The organism is Mycobacterium sp. NGS16 (assembly GCF_059813225.1).
The window spans coordinates 994,223-1,011,797 of record NZ_JCALEE010000001.1 but is presented as its reverse complement, the minus strand read 5'-3'; the positions used below and the strand labels follow the sequence as shown (position 1 = coordinate 1,011,797).

The following is a 17,575-nucleotide window of genomic DNA, read 5'->3' as shown; positions in this document are numbered from 1 at the left end:
CTAGTTTCAGCGCAGCGGATCGAGTTCACGCAACACAGTGGACTGCTTGCCGGTGGTGATCTGCTCGGCGAGCAGCCGCCCGGTCACCGGGCCGTGCGTCAGCCCCCACATCCCGTGGCCGCCGGCGACGTAAACGGTGCGCGGACACACCTCCCCCACCAGGGGGCGCCCATCGGGGCTGACCGGGCGCGGACCCACCCACACTTCGGTGCGCTCCGCCCAGCGCACCCCGTCCAGCAGCGGCCGGGTCGCCGCGACGATGGCTTCGACGCGGGCGGGATTGATCGGGGCGTCCGGATCGCCGAACTCCATGGTGCCGGCGACCCGCAGCTTGGCGTTCAGCGGTGTGCAGGCCACTCGGGCGTCCGGAAGGTAGATCGGGCCGGTGACCGGCCCGTCGACCGGAACCGTGAAGGAGTAGCCGCGCCCGGCGCGCACCGGCACCCGAATCCAACGGGCCGCCAGCTGCGACAGCCAGGCGCCGCTGGCGATCACCGCCGCGGCCGCCGTCAGCGTCGTCCCGTCACGGCCGGTCACCACCACACCGTCTGCGGCCGGCGTCACGTCGGCGACGTCCACCGTGTGCAGCGCGGCGCCGCGCTGCACCACCGCGCGTCCCAGCGCGGTGACGAACCGGCCCGGGTCGAGGAACCGCTGGCCGTCGATCTGCACCGCGGCGGCGACCGCCGACGACGCCAGCGGCACCCGTTCCCGCAGCGCCGCACCGGTCAGTTCGGTGCAGAACACCGGCCTGCCGGCCTCGGAGAACCGCCGCAGCTCGTCGAGCAGGCGCTCGGCGTCGGCCGAAGTGCGAAAGATCGCGGTGATCGGTGCATCGGTGACCGGCGCGTCCACCCCGTTGGCCACCAGCACGTCGTAGGCCTCGATGCATTCCGCACTCAGCGGCGCGTTGGCCCGCACCGCACGGCGCCAGGTCGACGGGCGGCTGTTGGCGGCGAAACGCGCCAGAAAGCTCCACAGCCCCGGGCCCGCGTTGAGCGGCACCTGCAGCGGCGCACCCCGGCTCAGCAGGGACCGCAGTCCGAAGCGCAGATTGGCCGGCTCATTCAGGGGTATGGCCAGCGCCGGGGAGATCCAGCCGGCGTTGCCCCACGAGGAGCCGGCCGCGACGCCGACGCGATCGACGACGGTGACCTCGACCCCGCGTTCCTGCAGGAACCAGGCGGTGGACAACCCGACGATGCCGGCGCCCACCACGATCACCGACCGTGGCGCGCCGTCGATCCGATTGCCCGCACCCATGTATCCCATGATGCGGCGATCGCCGGAAACCGGTTTGACCTAATCACACAACGACGAGGTCAGCGTTTGTCGAAAACCGACATGTCACCGGCCGCCAGCTCGATCATCGCCGCGAATCGGGTGCGCGCATCGTCGAGGCCCAGAGGCGTCACCTCGGCCATCTTGCGCAACCGGTAGCGCATCGTGTTCTCGTGCACGCCGAGGCGCTCGGCCGCCCGCGCCAGATCGCCCTGGGCGTCGAGCCAGGCGCGCAGCGTGGCCACATACGGCGTGCCGTGTGCCGCATCGTGGCGGCGCAGTTCGGCGACCGGCCCGCGGGCCGGGACCCGGCCGGCGCGGGCCGCGGTATACAGCCGTCGCAGCACGATCTCGTCCCAGGCCTCGTCGTAGGCCGGCGGCGCGGCGTCGGGCGGCCCGGCTTCGTGCAGCGCCAGGCATTCTTCGGCCTCCCGGCGCGCCGCGGCCAGCTCGGCCACGCCGGCGACCGCGCTGATCCCCGCCAGCACACTGGCCTGTTGCGGCAGCGCCGAGCGCAGCCCGCTCACCCAGTGCCGGGCCTGCGCCGCGTCCTGGGCGGGCAGCACCGTGTAGACGGTGTTGGCGTCCAGCGCGCTGCGGCCGGGGCGCGACCAGCCGAATCCGGTGGTGACGGCCTCGAAGGCCAGCAACAGCCCGGCATGCGGCTGCGTGGCGATCCGGGTGTGCACGGCGATCACCCGCAGCGGCGCCTGCGGCAGCCCCAGCCTGGCGACCAGGGCGGCGGCGTCGGCCGGGTCGGTTCGACCGTCCAGTAGCCGCGTCACCCAATCGGATTCGACCTGACGCTCCAGGTCCGCACTGGCCCGGGATCGCAGGACGTGCAATGCCACCGTGCGTGCTCCGTCGGCCAGTGCCGTCAGCCGTTGGCCACGCAGGGGGGCCGGGCAGGCCACCCACACCGCTCCCAGCAGCTCGCGGCCGGCCCGTACCGCCACGACCATCCGGCCGGTCAGCCCGTGCTCGGGTTCGGCGGCGACGAACAGCGGTTCATCGTGGCGATCCAGATGCTCTAGCACGCCGCGCTTTTCGAATAGCTCCCGCAGCGGCCCGGCCTCCTGCCGGTTGAGGATCGTCGCCGACCGTGCCGGATCGGCGTGCCGCTGGCCTCGCGAGTAGGCCAGCACCCGGCCGAGCTGGTCTTCGACGGTGACCGCTCCGCCGACGGCATCGGCCAGGCTGTCGGCCACCGCGAACAGATCGGTAGGCCCGCGGCCGGATTCGGTCTCCCGGCCTTCGAGCACCAGCCCGTAGACCACCGCGGCCAGTTCGCTCCAGGACACCGCCGGATCCACCACCAGCACGGCCAGCGACTCGCCCTCGCCGGCGAACGCGGTCTTGTCCTCGGCGTCGCGCACCAGCACGGCGACGGCCTTGGCGGCCACCGCCCAGCGCACCGCCTCTTTTACCGAACGCGCGCCGACGGCCAGCAGAACGTCGCCGATGACGGCGCGCTCACCGGTCACCTCGTGCATCACCACGCTGCTCAGCGGCGTCGTCCGCGGGACGGAGCAGAACCGCAGGCGTACCCCGTAGCTGCCCACCACGTTGACCAGCCGGTCCAGCGTCACCATCAACCGAGCCTAACCACGCCTCGCCGGTGATCCCGCCGATCGGGCTGCGGGCCCGCGTCTCTGGCGCCAGCACCCAGGCGACGGCGGCCACCAGCAGCACGGCGCCGCTGATCGCGAACCCCCACTCGAACGAGAGCCGCTGGGCGATCTGGCCGACCGCCAGTGACCCGACGATCGACCCGAGGTCGGCCATCATCTGATAGGTCGCCACCGCGGTGCCGGCCCGGGCCTGGTTGCCGACCAGATCGGCGATGACGGCCTGCTGCGGCGCCCCGTACATTCCCGAGGCCAGCCCGGCCAGGTACGCCGCGATCAGGAACACCGCCAGCGAGCCGCTGGCACCGAGCAGGATCGTCGCGGCGCCGGCCACCGCGAGCCCGAGGATGAGTGGGCCCCGCCGGCCGATCCGGTCGGAGAGGTGGCCGCTGGGCAGCACCGCGCAGACATTGCCGATCCCGATCGTTGCCAGTGCCAGACCGGCGACGGCGGGTCCGCGGTCCAGGACTTCGGTGACGAACAGCGGCACCAACGCCACCCGCAGCCCGAATACCGACCAGCCGGTGGCGAAGTTCGACAACAGCGCCGAGCGGTAGGCCCGGTGGCGCAGCGCCGCGCGCACCGACACCGTGGGTCCCGTCGAGTCAGCCGGTTCGGCCAGGTGCGAATTACGCAGACTGACGAATACGCCGGTGGCCGCCACCAGTAGCACCGATCCGTAGAACAAAAACGGGGCGCTCAACCCGAAACCCGCTGTGAGACTGCCCAATACCGGACCGCCGACGGTGCCCAGCAGGAACGCGGTAGCGAACATCCCGGCGACCCGCCCGCGGGCATCCGCGGGGCTGATCCGGATCATCAGGCCCACCGCCGCGATGAAGAACATCGTCGACCCGACGCCGCCGAGCGCGCGGAAAAGCAGCAGCTGCCAGTAGGTTTGGACGAATGCACAGGCGGTGGTCGACACCGAGACGATCAACAGGCCGGTCACATAGACCCGGCGTTCTCCCAGCCGCTGCACCAGCAGACCGCTCACCGGCGCGAAGCACAGGCGCATCAGCGCGAATGCGGTGATGAGGAAGGTCGTCGCGGAGATACTCACCCCGAACTGGCGGGCATAGACCGGCAAGACCGGCGACACCACCCCGTAGCCGAGCGCGATCAAGAAGTTGGCGCCGAGCAACACGAAGACTTCCCGTGGCAGCCGCATGCGGGCGGCCCGGGAATCAGAAGTCACCTGCCGATTTTAGGCAACGGTTCGGCAAGACCTGGAATCCGCGGTAGGGATCGCTGTGAGCCGGGTCATCGGTCCGCCCCCGGTAATCTCAGGCCCGCAAGCTTGATCATGAAGAGCTACCGCGGCGCAGAGAGGGCCCAGCGATGGATGACGACCCGGTACGGCGGCCGGTGGTGCTGGCGTTATGGGATCAGCGGGCCGCGTTCGCACCGTTTGCGGTGGCCGGCGCCGGCGCGATCGTGGGCGGCGGCGGGCTGGCCGCCGCCATTGCTGCGCCGGCACCGACCCGCCACGGCGTCTGGGCGGTCGCCTACCTGGTGCTGGTGCTCGGCGTCGGCCAGCTGGTGTTGGGTGCGGGTCAAGCGTTATTGGCCGCCGAGCCACTGCCGCCGGGCGCGGCCAGGGTCACCGCGCTGGCGTTCAACGCCTCCGGAGCGGCGATCGTGCTGGGTGTGGTCACCGACCACATCGTGGTGTTCGACATCGGTTCGGCGCTGCTGTTGGGTGTGCTGGCATGGCTGCTCTACGTGGTGCGCCGTGCCGCGCGACGCGGCTGGGCGCTGGTCGCCTACCGGCTCTTCATCGCGGCCCTGATCGTGAGCATCCCGATCGGAGCGCTGATCACCACCGCGGGCCGCGGCTAGGCTTGGCGCGCCGTCACGGTCGGGCCAGCAACTTGGCCAGCACCGCCGCCTGGCTGCCCTCCACGTCGCGAGTCGCGGTCACCAGGGTGACGGTCTTCTTGCCGCGGGTCAGCGCGCGCAGGGCGTTGAACGCTGTGGCGCCCTGCGGGGAGCGCAGTTCCGCTTCGTAGCGGGAGACGAACTCTTCGAAACGCTCCGGCTGGTGGTTGTACCAGCTGCGCAGCTCCCGAGACGGTGCCGCGTCTTTGAACCAGTGCCCCACCCGCGGGTCGTCCTTGCGGAATCCGCGCGGCCACACCCGGTCGACGAGTATGCGTTGCCCGTCGTCGGCGCGGGGTTCGTCGTAGACGCGGGCCACCCGGATCGTGGTTTTCGCGGTCATGCCCCAGCGTATCGCCGGCAAGCCGGCCCCCGGCGGGCCGAAAACGAAAGCTGGCCAGAGCTTGTGCTCTGGCCAGCTTCTCGGGGTGGAGCTGCCGGGAATCGAACCCGGGTCCTACGGCATTCCCTCAAGGCTTCTCCGTGCGCAGTTCGCTATGCCTCTACTTGGATCTCCCGGTCACGCGAACTAGCCGAGATGACGATCCCAGTCGCTGTTGGTGTCCCGATAAGTCCCGCGACCGGACGTATCGGTGGATCCCTCTAGTCGATGCCAGGGTCCGGGCCGAGGGAGGTCCCGGTCTGACAGGCCCGCCGTCGCTTAGGCAGCGAGGGCGAAGTCGCTCTGGAGAGCGACCTTAGCCGGAGTAAGTGCAACCTTGGCGCTTACTTGGTTACAGCGACGCTTACGGTGGTCTCCTGCCTGCACCGGCACGCTTCCCTTGATTCGACGCGCGAAGTCGAAACCTTTCAGCCCCCTGTCCTTATATTTCTTGCGCTGCCCCGCCGGTTCGGCGAGACAACCCATGGTACCGGTCTGCAACGACAGGTCGCGACATTTTCTTCCCGGGCCCGGCCTGGGGCGACACCTCAGATGACGTAGTTCAGGTGCTGCACGATGCGGGTGGCGACATCCCGGTCGCCGTCGAGTTCGACCCCGTCCGGTGCTGCGCGCCCGCCGGCCACCCGGGTGAACGCCAGCCCGTCCATCCGGATCACCGCGGTGGGCGCCTCGCCGCCGAAGTCGTCGACAACCCGGCCGCGGCCGTCGACCGTCACCCGGATGGTTCGCGCCAGTGGCCCGGTCAGCTCGAGGGCCACCCGGGAGCCCTGGGGCGCCCCGCCGAGCTTGCCCACCACCCTTCCCATCGCGGCGGACATCTCGTCGAGAGCCAGCGCGGCCGCCGGGCCGGCCAGCTCGGCATCTGAGGCCGGCAGTCCCACCCCGTCACGGATGTCGAGTTCGTGCATCCAGCAGTCGAAGATCCGCACGCGCATGAACCGGCCGTAGCTGTCCGGACCGACCGGTGTGGCGGTCGGCGCGCTCCAGTCGTCATCGGAGAGCCCCGCCAGTACCGCGCGCCGCTGCTGGGTCACCGACCGGAACCGCCCCAGCAGATCCGCCGGAGATTCGCCACGCAGATGACGGACCCAGCACTCGTTGTTCGCCCCGATCTCGTTGCGAACGTGTTCGAGCGCCGAGACGTCGAGATCGCTTTGCGGCGTGGGCGTTCCGAGCAGCATCGATTCGGTTCCGACGAGGTGTGCCACCACGTCGTGCACCGACCACCCCGGCAACGGCACCGGCTGCGACCACTGCTGGTCGGTCAAACCGCCCAGCAACTTATCGAGGCCATCCCAGCAGGCGAACAGCCCTGCCAACACCTCGGACTTGTCGAGCCGCGTCAAGGCAGGGTCGGTCATGGATTCCGATGCTAAACCCGGCCGCTATCCGGCGGTGATCATCGCCACCGAAACCACCGCCGCCACCATGCCGACCAGCTGCCCACGATGCACCCGCTCGCGCAGCACCACGATGGCCAGCACCACCGTCACCGCCGGGAACAGCGAGATCAGCACGCTGGCCAGCGACAGCTCCGATCCGCGCAGGGCCAGCAGCATCGCGACGTTGGCGCCGGTATCGGCCAGCCCCGCCAGCAGCGCCAGCCGCAGCGTCGCGCCGGTGGGCACCCGCAGCTCCCCGGCGCCGGTCGCCGCGGTGACCACCAGCACCGCGGCCGCCACCCGCGCGAACGCCAGCGGCCACAGTCCGGAGTCGGCCGGGGCCTCGTGGATGAACACGAAGTCCAGACCGAACGCCACGCCGGCGCCGACGGTCAGCCACGCCACCTTGCGGGTGAACCGGTGCGGGCGGATGTCCTCGTCGGTGGCCTGCCGGCTCACCAAGGCGACGGCGACCAGGGCCAGCACGATTCCGGCCGCGGCCACCGTGCCGGGCCGCTCTCCCTGCAGGACACCGATGACGACCGGTACCCCCGCGGTCAGCACCGCCGAGACCGGGGATACCACCGCGATCGGACCCGAACCCAGGGCGGCGTAGAACCACCACCCGCCCAGTCCCAGCGCCAGCCCGGAGGCCAGGCCCCAGCCGATTGCTCCCGGCGGGATCGGCCCACCGACCGCGATCGCCAGCGTGCCCAACAACATCAGCGCCACCGGGTAGGACACCAGCACCACCCGCAGCGCCGGTACCCGGCGCGCGGCTAGGCCGCCGGCGAAATCGCTGAACCCGAAGCCGGCCGCTGACAGCAGTGCCAGCCCTGCCCCGATCACATGCCCTTGGCGCGTCGTCCCAGCGCGCGCGACACCTCGCGCTGGGCATCCCGGCGAGCGAGATCCTGCCGCTTGTCGTGGGCCTGCTTGCCGCGGGCAAGCGCCAGTTCGACTTTCACCTTGCCTTCGGTGAAATACACCGACAGCGGCACCAAGGTGAGGTTGCCGTCGCGAATCTTGCCGATCAGCGTGTCGATCTGGCGTCGGTGCAACAGCAGCTTGCGGGTGCGTCGCGGGTCATGGTTGGTCCAACTGCCGTGCCGGTACTCGGGGATGTGCATGTTGCGCAGCCACACCTCCCCGTCGTCGACGGTGGCGAACGCATCGACCAGGGAGGCCTGGCCCGCCCGCAGGCTCTTCACCTCGGTGCCCACCAGCGCCACCCCGGCCTCGTAGACGTCCAGAATCGAATAGTTGTGCCGTGCTTTGCGATTCGACGCAATGATCTGCTTGGCCGGTTTGTCGGTGCGCTTGCCCGCCGCCTTCTTGGCCACCACTACCGCCGGACGTACAGACGAAGCGTCACATACGCCGTCGCCCCGGCCATCGCTGCGCCCAGCAACAGCAGGATCGGTGAGATGTACAAGATGTCTGCGTAGTCGATACGGGCGATCAGATGTGCCTGATAGAACTGGCTGAGCGCGTTGTCGAGGAACAATGCCCGCACCACGATCAAGCCGATGACCGCGATGATGACGCCCACGGTCGCGGCCAGCACCGCCTCCAGCAGGAACGGCAACTGGGTGTACCAGCGGCTGGCCCCCACCAGTCGCATGATCGATACCTCGGTGCGGCGGGTGTACGCGGCGACCTGAACCATGTTGGCAATCAATAACACCGCCCCGATCGCCTGCACCAGGGCAACGGCGAACGCAGCGCTGGAGAGCCCGTCGAGCACGGCGAAGAGCCGGTCGATCAGCTTCTTCTGGTTGAGCACGCTGAGCACACCGGGCTGGTCGGCCATCGCGGCGTCGAAATCCCTACTCTGCTCAGGGTTTTCCAACTTGACGATGAACGACGCCGGGAAGGAGTCCTTGCTGGCCACATCCTTGAACTCCGGGAACTTGCGGATCGCGTCGGCGTAGGCGTCGTCGGAATTGAGATAGCGGACCGACTTCACGTCGTCGCGTGCCTCGATGCGCTCGCGCAGCGCCTTACAGGCCGGCGCGTCACAGTTCGGGTCGTCGGCGGCGACGTCGGGATTCAAAAACACCTGCGATTCGACCCGGTCCAGGTAGATGTTGCGGGATTGATCGGCCAAGCGCACCACCAGCAGGCCGCCGCCGAACAACCCGATCGAGATCGCCGTGGTCAGGATCATCGCCACCGTCATGGTGACATTGCGGCGCAGTCCGGTCAGGACTTCGTTGAAGAGGAAACCGAAGCGCACGTCAGCGGTCCATCCCGTAGACCCCGCGCTGTTCGTCGCGCACCAGCCGCCCCAGTGACAGCTCGACGACCCGTTGGCGCATCGAGTCGACGATGTGGTGGTCGTGCGTCGCCATCAGCACCGTGGTCCCGGTGCGGTTGATCCGCTCCAGCAGATCCATGATGTCCTCACTGGTCTCCGGGTCGAGGTTGCCGGTGGGCTCGTCGGCAAGCAGCACCAGCGGCCGGTTGACGAACGCGCGCGCGATGGCCACCCGCTGCTGCTCCCCTCCCGACAACTCGCCGGGCAGCCGGTTGGCTTTGCCGGACAACCCGACCATCTCCAGCACCTCCGGGACCACCCGGTTGATCATCTCCGGTTTCTTGCCGATCACCTCGAGGGCGAACGCGACGTTCTCGAACACGGTCTTCTGCTGCAGCAGCCGGAAGTCCTGGAACACGCAGCCCAGCACCTGGCGCAGGCTCGGGATGTGGCGACCGGGCAGCTTGTTGACGTGGAACTTCGACACTTGGATGTCGCCCTTGGTGGGGGTCTCCTCGGCCAGCAGCAGCCGCATGAACGTCGACTTGCCCGAACCGGACGGTCCGATCAGGAACACGAACTCGCCCTTGTCGATCTTGACGTTGATGTTGTCCAACGCCGGTCGCGCCGACGATTTGTACTGCTTGGTGACATGGTCGAGCGTGATCATCACGGCACGCAGTTTAGCCGTGCGGCGTGCCGGCGCCGGTCAGGCCACATCTACGGCGCCGCAGGATACGAAGTCGGCGGACCCGGTGGCGGCGGGGCGGGGGCGTGCGGGGCGCCGGGTAGTGGCGGCGGTTGCGGCAGCCCAGGCGCCGGCGGCGGCACCTGTTCGGGCGGAGCCGGGGCGGGAGGCGGGCACAGCGGCGGACAGAACGGAAACCCGGGCACCGGTGACGGCGGCGGCGGTGTCTCGGTGGTCGGCGGCGGCGCCTCGGTCGTGGTCGGTGTGGGGGTGACCGTCTCGGTGACGGTCACCGGCGGCTGCTGCAACTTGGTGCGCGGCACCCAGGTGTAGGCCGGGTCGGGGATGAAACCGGGTGGCACCACCTGGGGGGCGGCCGGCGGTGTCGGCTCGGTCCGGTAGGTGTCATAAACCCACCACACCACCGCGAACGCGATGATCAACACCACGGTCGAGGTGCGGATCCGGCCATTGAACAGGTGCACCGGCCAGCGCCGCTTGGCCGCGGCGCGGGCGGTCTCCGGCTTGTTCAGGCTGATATTCACGGCGTCTCCACCGGCTTCACCTCGCCGGCGGTGACGACACCGGCCGAGGCCAGCGCTCGCACCACCTGAATGCGCAGCCGGCGTCCCACCTCGAACTGCTTGCCGGGCAGGGTGCGGGCCACCATGCGCAGATTGACCACACCGAGTTCGATGCTCTCCACCCCCATGATCGACGGCTCGTCCAAGAGCAGGTCGCGCAGCGGGGCGTCGGCCTCGCGCGCGTTCTCACACACCTGGTGCAGCACCTCGTTGACCCGGTTCAGATCGGCGGTGGTGGGAACCGGGATGTCGACGACGGCCCGTGCCCAGTCCTTGGACAAGTTCAACGACCGGACGATGTTGCCGTTCGGGACCGTGAAGACCTCGCCGTTGGGGGTGCGCAATTTGGTCACCCGCAAGGTCACGTCTTCGACGGTCCCCAGCGCCTCGACCGTCGCGCCGATCATGCTCAGCTGCACCAGGTCGCCGAAGCCGTACTGCTTCTCGGTGATGATGAAAAAGCCGCTGAGCAGATCCTGCACCAGTTTCTGGGCGCCGAAACCGAGCGCGCCGCCGATCACCGCGGCCGGCCCCACCAGCGAGCCGATCGGCACATCGAGGATGCCGGTGATCTGGACGGCCACCACCACCCCGAGCAGCACCACCGACACCCAGGAGATCACCGAGGCGACCGCCTGGCGATGCTTGGAGGCCTCCGAGCGCACCAGCGCGTCACTGGCCTGAAAGCCGAGTTCGAGGCGACGCGTGACCCGACGCGCCGCCCAGGTGATGAATCGCGACGCCAGCACCGCCCCGATCAGCAGCAGGACGATCCGCAATCCCTTGGTGATCACCCACTCGCCGATGGCACCGTGCCACAGGTCATGCCAGCGCTGTCCCGGCGAGAACGCCACCACCATGAGGTCAGTCGCCCTCCGGCCTGTTGCGCCACCGGATTCCGGCTTCCAGGAATCCGTCGATGTCACCGTCGAGCACCGCTGCCGGGTTGCCCACCTCGTACTCGGTGCGCAGGTCCTTGACCATCTGATAGGGGTGCAGCACATAGGAGCGCATCTGGTTGCCCCACGAGCTGCCGCCGTCGCCCTTGAGCGCGTCGAGTTCGGCGCGTTCCTCTAAACGCTTGCGCTCCAACAACTTCGCCTGCAGCACCCGCATCGCCGACACCTTGTTCTGCAGCTGGGATTTCTCGTTCTGGCAGGTGACGACGATGCCGGTCGGGAGGTGGGTAAGGCGCACCGCCGAGTCGGTGGTGTTCACCGACTGCCCACCCGGCCCGCTGGAGCGGTAGACGTCGACCCGCACATCGCCTTCGGGGATGTCGATGTGGTCGGTGGTCTCCACCACCGGCAGCACCTCGACCTCGGCGAACGACGTCTGCCGGCGGCTCTGGTTGTCGAACGGGCTGATCCGCACCAGCCGGTGCGTGCCCTGCTCCACCGACAGCGTGCCGTAGGCGAACGGGGCGTGCACCGCGAATGTCGCGCTCTTGATCCCGGCCTCTTCGGCGTAGGAGGTGTCGAAAACCTCGACGCCGTACTTGTGCTGCTCGGCCCAGCGGATGTACATCCGCATCAGCATCTCCGCCCAGTCCGCGGCATCCACGCCGCCCGCACCGGAGCGGATGGTGACCAGCGCCTCGCGTTCGTCGTACTCGCCGGACAGCAGCGTGCGCACCTCCATCGCCTCGATGTCGGCGCGCAGTGAGGCGAGTTCGGCGTCGGCTTCGGCCACCGCGTCGGTTGCAGCCTGTCCCTCCTCCTCGGCCGCCAGCTCGTAAAGCACCGGCAGGTCGTCGAGGCGGCGGCGCAGTTCCTCCACCCGGCGCAGCTCGCCCTGGGCATGTGACAACTCGCTGGTCACCCGCTGGGCGCGGGCCTGGTCGTCCCACAGGTTGGGGTCGGACGCCTCGTGCTCGAGCTTGTCGATGCGGCTGCGCAGGCCATCGACGTCTAACACCCGCTCCACCGTGGTCAAAGTGGCGTCGAGGGCGGCGATGTCGGACTGGCGGTCGGGTTCCACGTTTATCGAGGTTACCGGCGAGCATCGGGAGTCGACCTCTAGCATCGGGGATACGCCGGTGCATGCACGACTTCCCGACAGGAAAGAAGGTTCGAGGATGCGGCCCTACCACGTCGCGATCGTCGGCTCCGGCCCGTCCGGGTATTTCGCCGCGGCCTCCCTGCTCAAGCTGGCCGCCGGCGGTGAGGTCGACGTGCGCGTGGACATGCTGGAGATGCTGCCGACGCCGTGGGGTCTGGTGCGCTCCGGCGTGGCACCCGATCACCCGAAGATCAAGTCGATCAGCGCGCAGTTCGAGAAGACCGCGGCCGATCCGCGGTTCCGGTTCTTCGGCAACATCGCCGTCGGCGAGCACGTACAGGCCGCGGAACTCGCCGAACGCTACGACGCGGTGATCTACGCCGTCGGCGCCCAGTCCGACCGGCACCTGGGCATCCCGGGCGAGGATCTGCCCGGCAGCGTCGCCGCCGTCGACTTCGTCGGCTGGTACAACTGCCACCCGCACTTCAAGGACATGACCCCGGACCTGAGCGGCAAGCGCGCGGTGGTGATCGGCAACGGCAATGTGGCCCTGGACGTGGCACGCATCCTGGTCAGCGACCCCGACGAACTGCGCAACACCGACATCGCCGACCACGCGCTGGAACTGCTCGACCCGCGCGGTATCGAAGAGGTGGTGGTCATCGGCCGCCGCGGCCTGCTGCAAGCCACCTTCACCAGCCCGGAGCTGCGCGAACTGGGCGAGATGAAAAGCCTCGAGAACGTCGACGTGGTGATCCCGCCCGAGGAACTGGCCGGGATCACCGAGGCCGACGCCGAAGCCGCCGGCAAACACCCGAGGGCGAACTTCAAGGTGCTCAGCGGCTACGTCGGCCGCGAGCAGCATCCGGGCAATCGCCGCATCGTATTCCGGTTCCGCACCTCCCCCATCGAGATCCGCGGCGAGGGCCGGGTGCAGGAGATCGTGCTGGGCCGCAATGAACTCGTCACCGACGAACTCGGCAGGGTCAGCGCCCGCGACACCGGGGAGCGCGAAGTGCTACCGGTCGATCTGGTGGTGCGGGCGGTCGGCTACCGCGGGGTGCCGACGCCGGGTCTGCCGTTCGACGAGCGCAGCTGCACCATTCCGCACACCGACGGCCGTATCGAAGGCACCCGCAATCAGTACGTGGTCGGGTGGATCAAGCGCGGGCCGTCCGGGGTGATCGGTTCCAACAAGAGCGACTCGCAGGCCACCGTCGACACCCTCGCCGCCGACCTGGCCTCCCGGGCAGCAGCAGCCGAACTGCCCGATGTCGACGCCGACTATGACGTGCAGCTGGAGAAGTGGCTGCTGTCCCGCCAGCCCGAGCTGGTCACCGCCGAGCACTGGCAGCTGATCGACGCGCACGAGCGGTCCACCGGGGAGCCGCACGGCCGGCCCCGCGTCAAGCTGGTCAGCGTCGCCGAGATGCTGCGGGTCGGGCACGGCTGAGCGTTCGGCGCCACGGTCTGCGCGGTGGCGCGAACCGGAATCTGACGACGCGACACACCGGTGCGGCGTCGGCCGATTCAGTCTCGGGGTGAGGGCGGGCCCACCAGATTCCAGTTGTCGGGGTTGCGCGGCGAATACACCACCGGCAGTAGGTCGCCGATGCTCGGCCAGTTGGCCACGTCGACCGCGAGTCGCTGGTAGACCTCGTGCTCATCCACTCCGGGCCCGTTGATGACGCCGGTGATCGTGACGTACTGCTGACCGACAGCCTCGGGCCGCGGGCTGACGCCGGTGACCAGCAGGGTGCCGTCTTGGGCTCCGCCGCCTGGACCCGGGCGGAAGAACCGTGGCGCGACGAACACCGCCAGAATCGCCAGCAGCAACAGCAGCGCCCACATCTCCCACATCAGGCCATGGTAGGACTGCAGCCATGGCGCAGAGCAACGACAATCTCGACCCCGATCTCCAAGCAGACCTCGCCCTGGGGTTGGCCCTGGCCGACCGGGCCGACGCGATCACCCTGGCTCGATTCGGTGCCCTGGACCTGCGGGTCGACACCAAGCCGGACCTCACCCCGGTCACCGACGCCGACCAGGCGGTCGAGACCGCGCTGCGCGAGATGCTGGCCGCGGACCGGGCCGCCGATGAGATCCTCGGCGAGGAGTTCGGCGGCACAACATCGTTCAGCGGCCGCCAGTGGATCATCGATCCGATCGACGGCACCAAGAACTTCGTGCGCGGGGTCCCGGTCTGGGCCACCTTGATCGCGCTGCTCGTCGACGGCGTCCCCCGCGTCGGGGTCGTCAGCGCCCCGGCGCTGAGCAGGCGGTGGTGGGCCGCCGACGGCCAGGGCGCGTTCGGCAGTTTCGGTGACCGGCCGGCGCGTCGACTGTCGGTGTCGGCGGTGGGCGACCTGGACTCGGCCAGCCTGTCGTTCGCCGGCCTGACGACCTGGGCGCTGCGCGGCCTGCGGGAGCAGTTCCTCGACCTGACCGAGGCGGTGTGGCGGGTGCGGGCCTACGGCGACTTCTGGGCGTACTGCCTGCTGGCCGAGGGCGCGGTCGACGTCGTCGTCGAACCGGCCGTATCGGTGTGGGATCTGGCCGCCCTGGACGTACTGGTGCGCGAGGCGGGCGGAACGTTCACCGATCTGACCGGCGCCCCGGGGCCGCACGGCGGCAGCGCTGTGGCCGCGAATGCGCTGCTGCACCAGCCGGTCTTGAGCCGCCTGACCACGGGTTAGGGGCGCCGGCGCGGGCGCCGCTGACGACTTCGTCACACCTTACTGTCGAGTCACCTTACTTCGGAGTAAGGTGGTCTCACCGATACTTCCCTTTTCAGTGAGGCTCTGACATGACTGACACTGCATCCGTGGCCCGCGATTCCAAGAACAAGCGGTCCGGCCGCTCGAGTGCGATCGGGCTGGAGAAGCCGAAGCGCACCCCGATCGCCAACGCCCTGGCGCTGGTCACCCCGCTGGTCAGCCGGGAGTTTTTGGACCGGCACAACCTGCGCAACCCGCTCAACCGGACCTTGAACTACGGGGTGAAGACGGTCTTCTCGGTGGCCGGGGCGACCTCCCGCGAGTTCAAGCGGGTCCAGACCCTGGGCAAGGCTCCCACCCGGCTCAAGGCGAGCGGCAAAGACTATTTCGATCTGACCCCCGACGACGAGCAGCAGATGATCGTCGAGACGGTCGAGGAGTTCGCGTCGGAGATTCTGCGCCCGGCCGCCCACGACGCCGACGAGGCCGCCGACTACCCGCACGAATTGATCGGTAAGGCCGCCGAACTGGGGATCACCGCTATCAACATCCCGGAGGACTTCGACGGGATCGCCGCACACCGCTCCGCGATCACCAATGTGCTGGTCGGCGAGGCACTGGCCTACGGCGACATGGGCTTGGCGCTGCCGATCCTGGCGCCGGGCGGGGTGGCCGCGGCATTGACGCACTGGGGCAGCGCCGACCAGCAAGCCACCTACCTGCCGGAATTCGCCGGTGAGAACGTCCCGCAGGCGTGCGTGGCCATCGCCGAGCCGCAGCCGCTGTTCGACCCCACCAACCTGAAGACCACCGCGGTGCGCACCCCCAGCGGCTACCGGCTCGACGGCGTCAAGTCCCTGGTGCCGGCAGCGGCAAGCGCGGAGCTGTTCATCGTGGCCGCCCAGCTCAACGGCAAGCCGGCGCTGTTCATCGTGGAGTCCTCGGCGCCGGGCCTGACCGTCAAGGCCGACCCCAGCATGGGCGTCCGCGCCGCGGCGCTGGGCCAGATCGAGCTGAACAAGGTGTCGGTACCGCTGACCGCCCGCCTCGGCGAGGACGCCGCAACCGACACGGACTACTCCGAGGCGATCGCGCTCGCGCGCCTGGGCTGGGCGTCGTTGGCGGTCGGCACCAGCCACGCGGTGCTCGACTATGTGATGCCCTACATCAAGGAGCGTCACGCCTTCGGCGAGCCGATCGCCAACCGGCAGTCGGTGGCGTTCATGTGCGCCAACATCGCCATCGAGCTCGACGGTCTGCGCCTGATGACCTGGCGCGGGGCGGCTCGCGCCGAGCAGGGCTTACCGTTCATCCGCGAGGCCGCGTTGGCCAAGCGGATCGCCACCGACAAGGGCATGCAGATCGGCCTGGACGGCGTACAGCTGCTCGGGGGCCACGGCTACGTCAAGGAACACCCGGTCGAACGCTGGTACCGCGACCTGCGGGCCATCGGCGTGGCCGAGGGCATCGTAGTGATCTAGCGGTCATTCAACCTTTCTTCCCGATACCGACCTGAAAGACCTGACATGGCAATCAATCTGGAACTCCCGAAGAAACTGCAGCACGTCGTCGAGATGACACACGCCGGCGCCGCCGAGATGCTGCGCCCGATCTCACGCAAATACGACCAGCGCGAGCACGCCTACCCGGTCGAACTCGACACGCTGGAGACCCTGTTCGACGGGGTGTCGAAGGCCGGCGGCAACGCGCTGGCCGGAGCCGAGGCCTTCCGCGAGGCCGAGGGCAAAGAGGGCAACCGCAACGGCGCCAACATGGCCGCGCTGTTGCAGGTCCTCGAAATGAGCTGGGGCGACGTCGCTTTGATGCTGTCGGTGCCCTATCAGGGATTGGGCAACGCGGCGATCTCGGGAGTGGCCACCGATGAACAGCTGCAGCGGCTGGGCAAGGTGTGGGCGGCGATGGCCATCACCGAGCCGAGCTTCGGGTCCGACTCGGCCGCGGTGAGCACGACGGCCACGCTGGACGGCGACGAGTACGTGATCAACGGCGAGAAGATCTTCGTCACCGCCGGCTCGCGGGCCACCCACATCGTGGTGTGGGCCACGCTGGACAAGTCCCTGGGCCGTGCGGCGATCAAATCGTTCATCGTGCCGCGGGAGCACCCCGGCGTCATCGTCGAACGCCTGGAGCACAAGCTGGGCATCAAGGCCTCCGACACCGCGGTGATCCGGTTCGACAACGCCCGGATCCCCAAGGACAACCTGCTGGGCAGCCCCGAGATCAACACCGAGAAGAGCTTCTCCGGGGTCATGGAGACCTTCGACAACACCCGGCCAATCGTCGCGGCGATGGCGATCGGTGTCGCCCGCGCGGCCCTGGAGGAGTTGCGCACGATCCTCACCGACGCCGGCGTGGAGATCTCCTACGACAAACCGGCCCACGCCCAAAGCGCGCCGGCCGCCGAGTTCCTGCGGATGGAGGCGGACTGGGAGTCGGCGTACCTGCTGACGCTGCGCTCGGCATGGCAGGCCGACAACAACATCCCCAACTCCAAAGAGGCATCGATGGGCAAGGCCAAGGCCGGCCGGATGGCCACCGACGTCACCCTCAAGACCGTCGAACTGGCCGGCACCACCGGCTATTCGGAGCAGACCCTGCTGGAGAAGTGGGGCCGCGACTCGAAGATCCTCGACATCTTCGAAGGCACCCAGCAGATTCAGCAGCTGGTGGTGGCGCGGCGACTGCTGGGCCTGTCGTCGGCCGAGCTGAAATAGCTCCGCCACACCTCG

18 protein-coding genes and 1 other RNA gene are annotated in these 17,575 nt (G+C 69.0%); 5 read left to right on the top strand and 14 right to left on the bottom strand.

Going from position 1 to position 17,575, the window contains the following annotated elements:
- Window positions 1–6 precede the first annotated feature (6 nt).
- The 3 genes from AC5Y4Q_RS05010 to AC5Y4Q_RS05000 are packed head-to-tail and all read right to left on the bottom strand — an operon-like array spanning window position 7 to window position 4,080.
- Window positions 7–1,263 carry an NAD(P)/FAD-dependent oxidoreductase gene (locus AC5Y4Q_RS05010; RefSeq protein ID WP_064922257.1) on the bottom strand — a complete coding sequence of 419 codons (1,257 nt, stop codon included), beginning with the start codon at window positions 1,261–1,263 and terminating at the stop codon, window positions 7–9.
- Window positions 1,264–1,322: 59 nt separating this feature from the next.
- A complete protein-coding gene (locus AC5Y4Q_RS05005; RefSeq protein ID WP_064922256.1) occupies window positions 1,323–2,873 on the bottom strand; it encodes a PucR family transcriptional regulator in 1,551 nt (516 codons plus the stop codon).
- Window positions 2,755–4,080, bottom strand: a complete 1,326-nt coding sequence (locus AC5Y4Q_RS05000; RefSeq protein ID WP_125225593.1) for an MFS transporter — start codon at window positions 4,078–4,080, stop codon at window positions 2,755–2,757. The genes AC5Y4Q_RS05005 and AC5Y4Q_RS05000 overlap by 119 nt, the downstream gene beginning before the upstream one ends.
- Window positions 4,081–4,250: 170 nt before the next feature.
- Here AC5Y4Q_RS05000 and AC5Y4Q_RS04995 point away from each other — a divergent pair, with 170 nt between their 5' ends.
- On the top strand, window positions 4,251–4,751 hold the full coding sequence (locus AC5Y4Q_RS04995; RefSeq protein ID WP_125225589.1) for a hypothetical protein: 501 nt from the start codon (window positions 4,251–4,253) through the stop codon (window positions 4,749–4,751).
- Between the two features lie 13 nt (window positions 4,752–4,764).
- On the opposite strand, the gene AC5Y4Q_RS04990 is transcribed toward AC5Y4Q_RS04995, so the two are convergent.
- The 10 genes from AC5Y4Q_RS04990 to prfB form a co-directional block, all read right to left on the bottom strand.
- A complete protein-coding gene (locus AC5Y4Q_RS04990; RefSeq protein WP_125225590.1) occupies window positions 4,765–5,133 on the bottom strand; it encodes a DUF488 domain-containing protein in 369 nt (122 codons plus the stop codon).
- Window positions 5,134–5,216: 83 nt separating this feature from the next.
- Window positions 5,217–5,608, bottom strand: a transfer-messenger RNA (tmRNA) gene (gene ssrA / locus AC5Y4Q_RS04985).
- Window positions 5,609–5,720: 112 nt separating this feature from the next.
- Window positions 5,721–6,554, bottom strand: coding sequence for a maleylpyruvate isomerase family mycothiol-dependent enzyme (locus AC5Y4Q_RS04980; protein WP_499958212.1), 834 nt, complete (start codon window positions 6,552–6,554; stop codon window positions 5,721–5,723).
- Between the two features lie 24 nt (window positions 6,555–6,578).
- A complete protein-coding gene (locus AC5Y4Q_RS04975) occupies window positions 6,579–7,424 on the bottom strand; it encodes an EamA family transporter (protein WP_185746755.1) in 846 nt (281 codons plus the stop codon).
- Window positions 7,421–7,918, bottom strand: a complete 498-nt coding sequence (gene smpB / locus AC5Y4Q_RS04970; protein WP_064922289.1) for an SsrA-binding protein SmpB — start codon at window positions 7,916–7,918, stop codon at window positions 7,421–7,423. The genes AC5Y4Q_RS04975 and smpB overlap by 4 nt, the downstream gene beginning before the upstream one ends.
- A gap of 2 nt (window positions 7,919–7,920) precedes the next feature.
- A complete protein-coding gene (ftsX, locus tag AC5Y4Q_RS04965; protein WP_064922253.1) occupies window positions 7,921–8,814 on the bottom strand; it encodes a permease-like cell division protein FtsX in 894 nt (297 codons plus the stop codon).
- A 1-nt stretch (window position 8,815) separates the two neighbouring features.
- Window positions 8,816–9,505, bottom strand: coding sequence for a cell division ATP-binding protein FtsE (ftsE, locus tag AC5Y4Q_RS04960; protein ID WP_064922252.1), 690 nt, complete (start codon window positions 9,503–9,505; stop codon window positions 8,816–8,818).
- 50 nt (window positions 9,506–9,555) lie between these two features.
- Complete coding sequence (locus AC5Y4Q_RS04955; RefSeq protein WP_064922251.1) at window positions 9,556–10,068, bottom strand: Rv3103c family proline-rich protein; 513 nt, start codon at window positions 10,066–10,068, stop codon at window positions 9,556–9,558.
- Window positions 10,065–10,967, bottom strand: coding sequence for a mechanosensitive ion channel family protein (locus AC5Y4Q_RS04950; RefSeq protein ID WP_064922250.1), 903 nt, complete (start codon window positions 10,965–10,967; stop codon window positions 10,065–10,067). The genes AC5Y4Q_RS04955 and AC5Y4Q_RS04950 overlap by 4 nt, the downstream gene beginning before the upstream one ends.
- A gap of 4 nt (window positions 10,968–10,971) precedes the next feature.
- The gene (gene prfB / locus AC5Y4Q_RS04945; protein ID WP_125225440.1) at window positions 10,972–12,087 is read right to left on the bottom strand and encodes a peptide chain release factor 2; all 1,116 of its coding nucleotides are present in this window, start codon (window positions 12,085–12,087) and stop codon (window positions 10,972–10,974) included.
- 97 nt (window positions 12,088–12,184) lie between these two features.
- On the opposite strand from prfB, the gene AC5Y4Q_RS04940 reads away from it, so the two are divergent.
- Window positions 12,185–13,561, top strand: a complete 1,377-nt coding sequence (locus AC5Y4Q_RS04940; RefSeq protein WP_064922248.1) for an FAD-dependent oxidoreductase — start codon at window positions 12,185–12,187, stop codon at window positions 13,559–13,561.
- A 77-nt stretch (window positions 13,562–13,638) separates the two neighbouring features.
- On the opposite strand, the gene AC5Y4Q_RS04935 is transcribed toward AC5Y4Q_RS04940, so the two are convergent.
- Window positions 13,639–13,968, bottom strand: coding sequence for a hypothetical protein (locus AC5Y4Q_RS04935; protein ID WP_064922247.1), 330 nt, complete (start codon window positions 13,966–13,968; stop codon window positions 13,639–13,641).
- A 23-nt stretch (window positions 13,969–13,991) separates the two neighbouring features.
- Here AC5Y4Q_RS04935 and hisN point away from each other — a divergent pair, with 23 nt between their 5' ends.
- The 3 genes from hisN to AC5Y4Q_RS04920 all read left to right on the top strand — a co-directional run bounded on the left by hisN (window position 13,992) and on the right by AC5Y4Q_RS04920 (window position 17,560).
- On the top strand, window positions 13,992–14,804 hold the full coding sequence (gene hisN / locus AC5Y4Q_RS04930; protein WP_499958208.1) for a histidinol-phosphatase: 813 nt from the start codon (window positions 13,992–13,994) through the stop codon (window positions 14,802–14,804).
- Between the two features lie 110 nt (window positions 14,805–14,914).
- Window positions 14,915–16,306 carry an acyl-CoA dehydrogenase family protein gene (locus tag AC5Y4Q_RS04925; RefSeq protein ID WP_064922245.1) on the top strand — a complete coding sequence of 464 codons (1,392 nt, stop codon included), beginning with the start codon at window positions 14,915–14,917 and terminating at the stop codon, window positions 16,304–16,306.
- Window positions 16,307–16,351: 45 nt separating this feature from the next.
- On the top strand, window positions 16,352–17,560 hold the full coding sequence (locus AC5Y4Q_RS04920) for an acyl-CoA dehydrogenase family protein (protein ID WP_125225441.1): 1,209 nt from the start codon (window positions 16,352–16,354) through the stop codon (window positions 17,558–17,560).
- Window positions 17,561–17,575 lie beyond the last annotated feature (15 nt).

Bases quoted from the DNA above. Each gene is read 5' to 3' on its own strand.
- AC5Y4Q_RS05010 (WP_064922257.1), bottom strand. From the start codon at position 1,263: ATGGGTGCGGGCAATCGGATCGACGGCGCGCCACGGTCGGTGATCGTG.
- AC5Y4Q_RS05005 (WP_064922256.1), bottom strand. From the start codon at position 2,873: ATGGTGACGCTGGACCGGCTGGTCAACGTGGTGGGCAGCTACGGGGTA.
- AC5Y4Q_RS05000 (WP_125225593.1), bottom strand. From the start codon at position 4,080: ATGCGGCTGCCACGGGAAGTCTTCGTGTTGCTCGGCGCCAACTTCTTG.
- AC5Y4Q_RS04995 (WP_125225589.1), top strand. From the start codon at position 4,251: ATGGATGACGACCCGGTACGGCGGCCGGTGGTGCTGGCGTTATGGGAT.
- AC5Y4Q_RS04990 (WP_125225590.1), bottom strand. From the start codon at position 5,133: ATGACCGCGAAAACCACGATCCGGGTGGCCCGCGTCTACGACGAACCC.
- AC5Y4Q_RS04980 (WP_499958212.1), bottom strand. From the start codon at position 6,554: ATGACCGACCCTGCCTTGACGCGGCTCGACAAGTCCGAGGTGTTGGCA.
- ftsE (WP_064922252.1), bottom strand. From the start codon at position 9,505: ATGATCACGCTCGACCATGTCACCAAGCAGTACAAATCGTCGGCGCGA.
- AC5Y4Q_RS04950 (WP_064922250.1), bottom strand. From the start codon at position 10,967: ATGGTGGTGGCGTTCTCGCCGGGACAGCGCTGGCATGACCTGTGGCAC.
- AC5Y4Q_RS04940 (WP_064922248.1), top strand. From the start codon at position 12,185: ATGCGGCCCTACCACGTCGCGATCGTCGGCTCCGGCCCGTCCGGGTAT.
- AC5Y4Q_RS04935 (WP_064922247.1), bottom strand. From the start codon at position 13,968: ATGTGGGAGATGTGGGCGCTGCTGTTGCTGCTGGCGATTCTGGCGGTG.
- hisN (WP_499958208.1), top strand. From the start codon at position 13,992: ATGGCGCAGAGCAACGACAATCTCGACCCCGATCTCCAAGCAGACCTC.
- AC5Y4Q_RS04925 (WP_064922245.1), top strand. From the start codon at position 14,915: ATGACTGACACTGCATCCGTGGCCCGCGATTCCAAGAACAAGCGGTCC.
- AC5Y4Q_RS04920 (WP_125225441.1), top strand. From the start codon at position 16,352: ATGGCAATCAATCTGGAACTCCCGAAGAAACTGCAGCACGTCGTCGAG.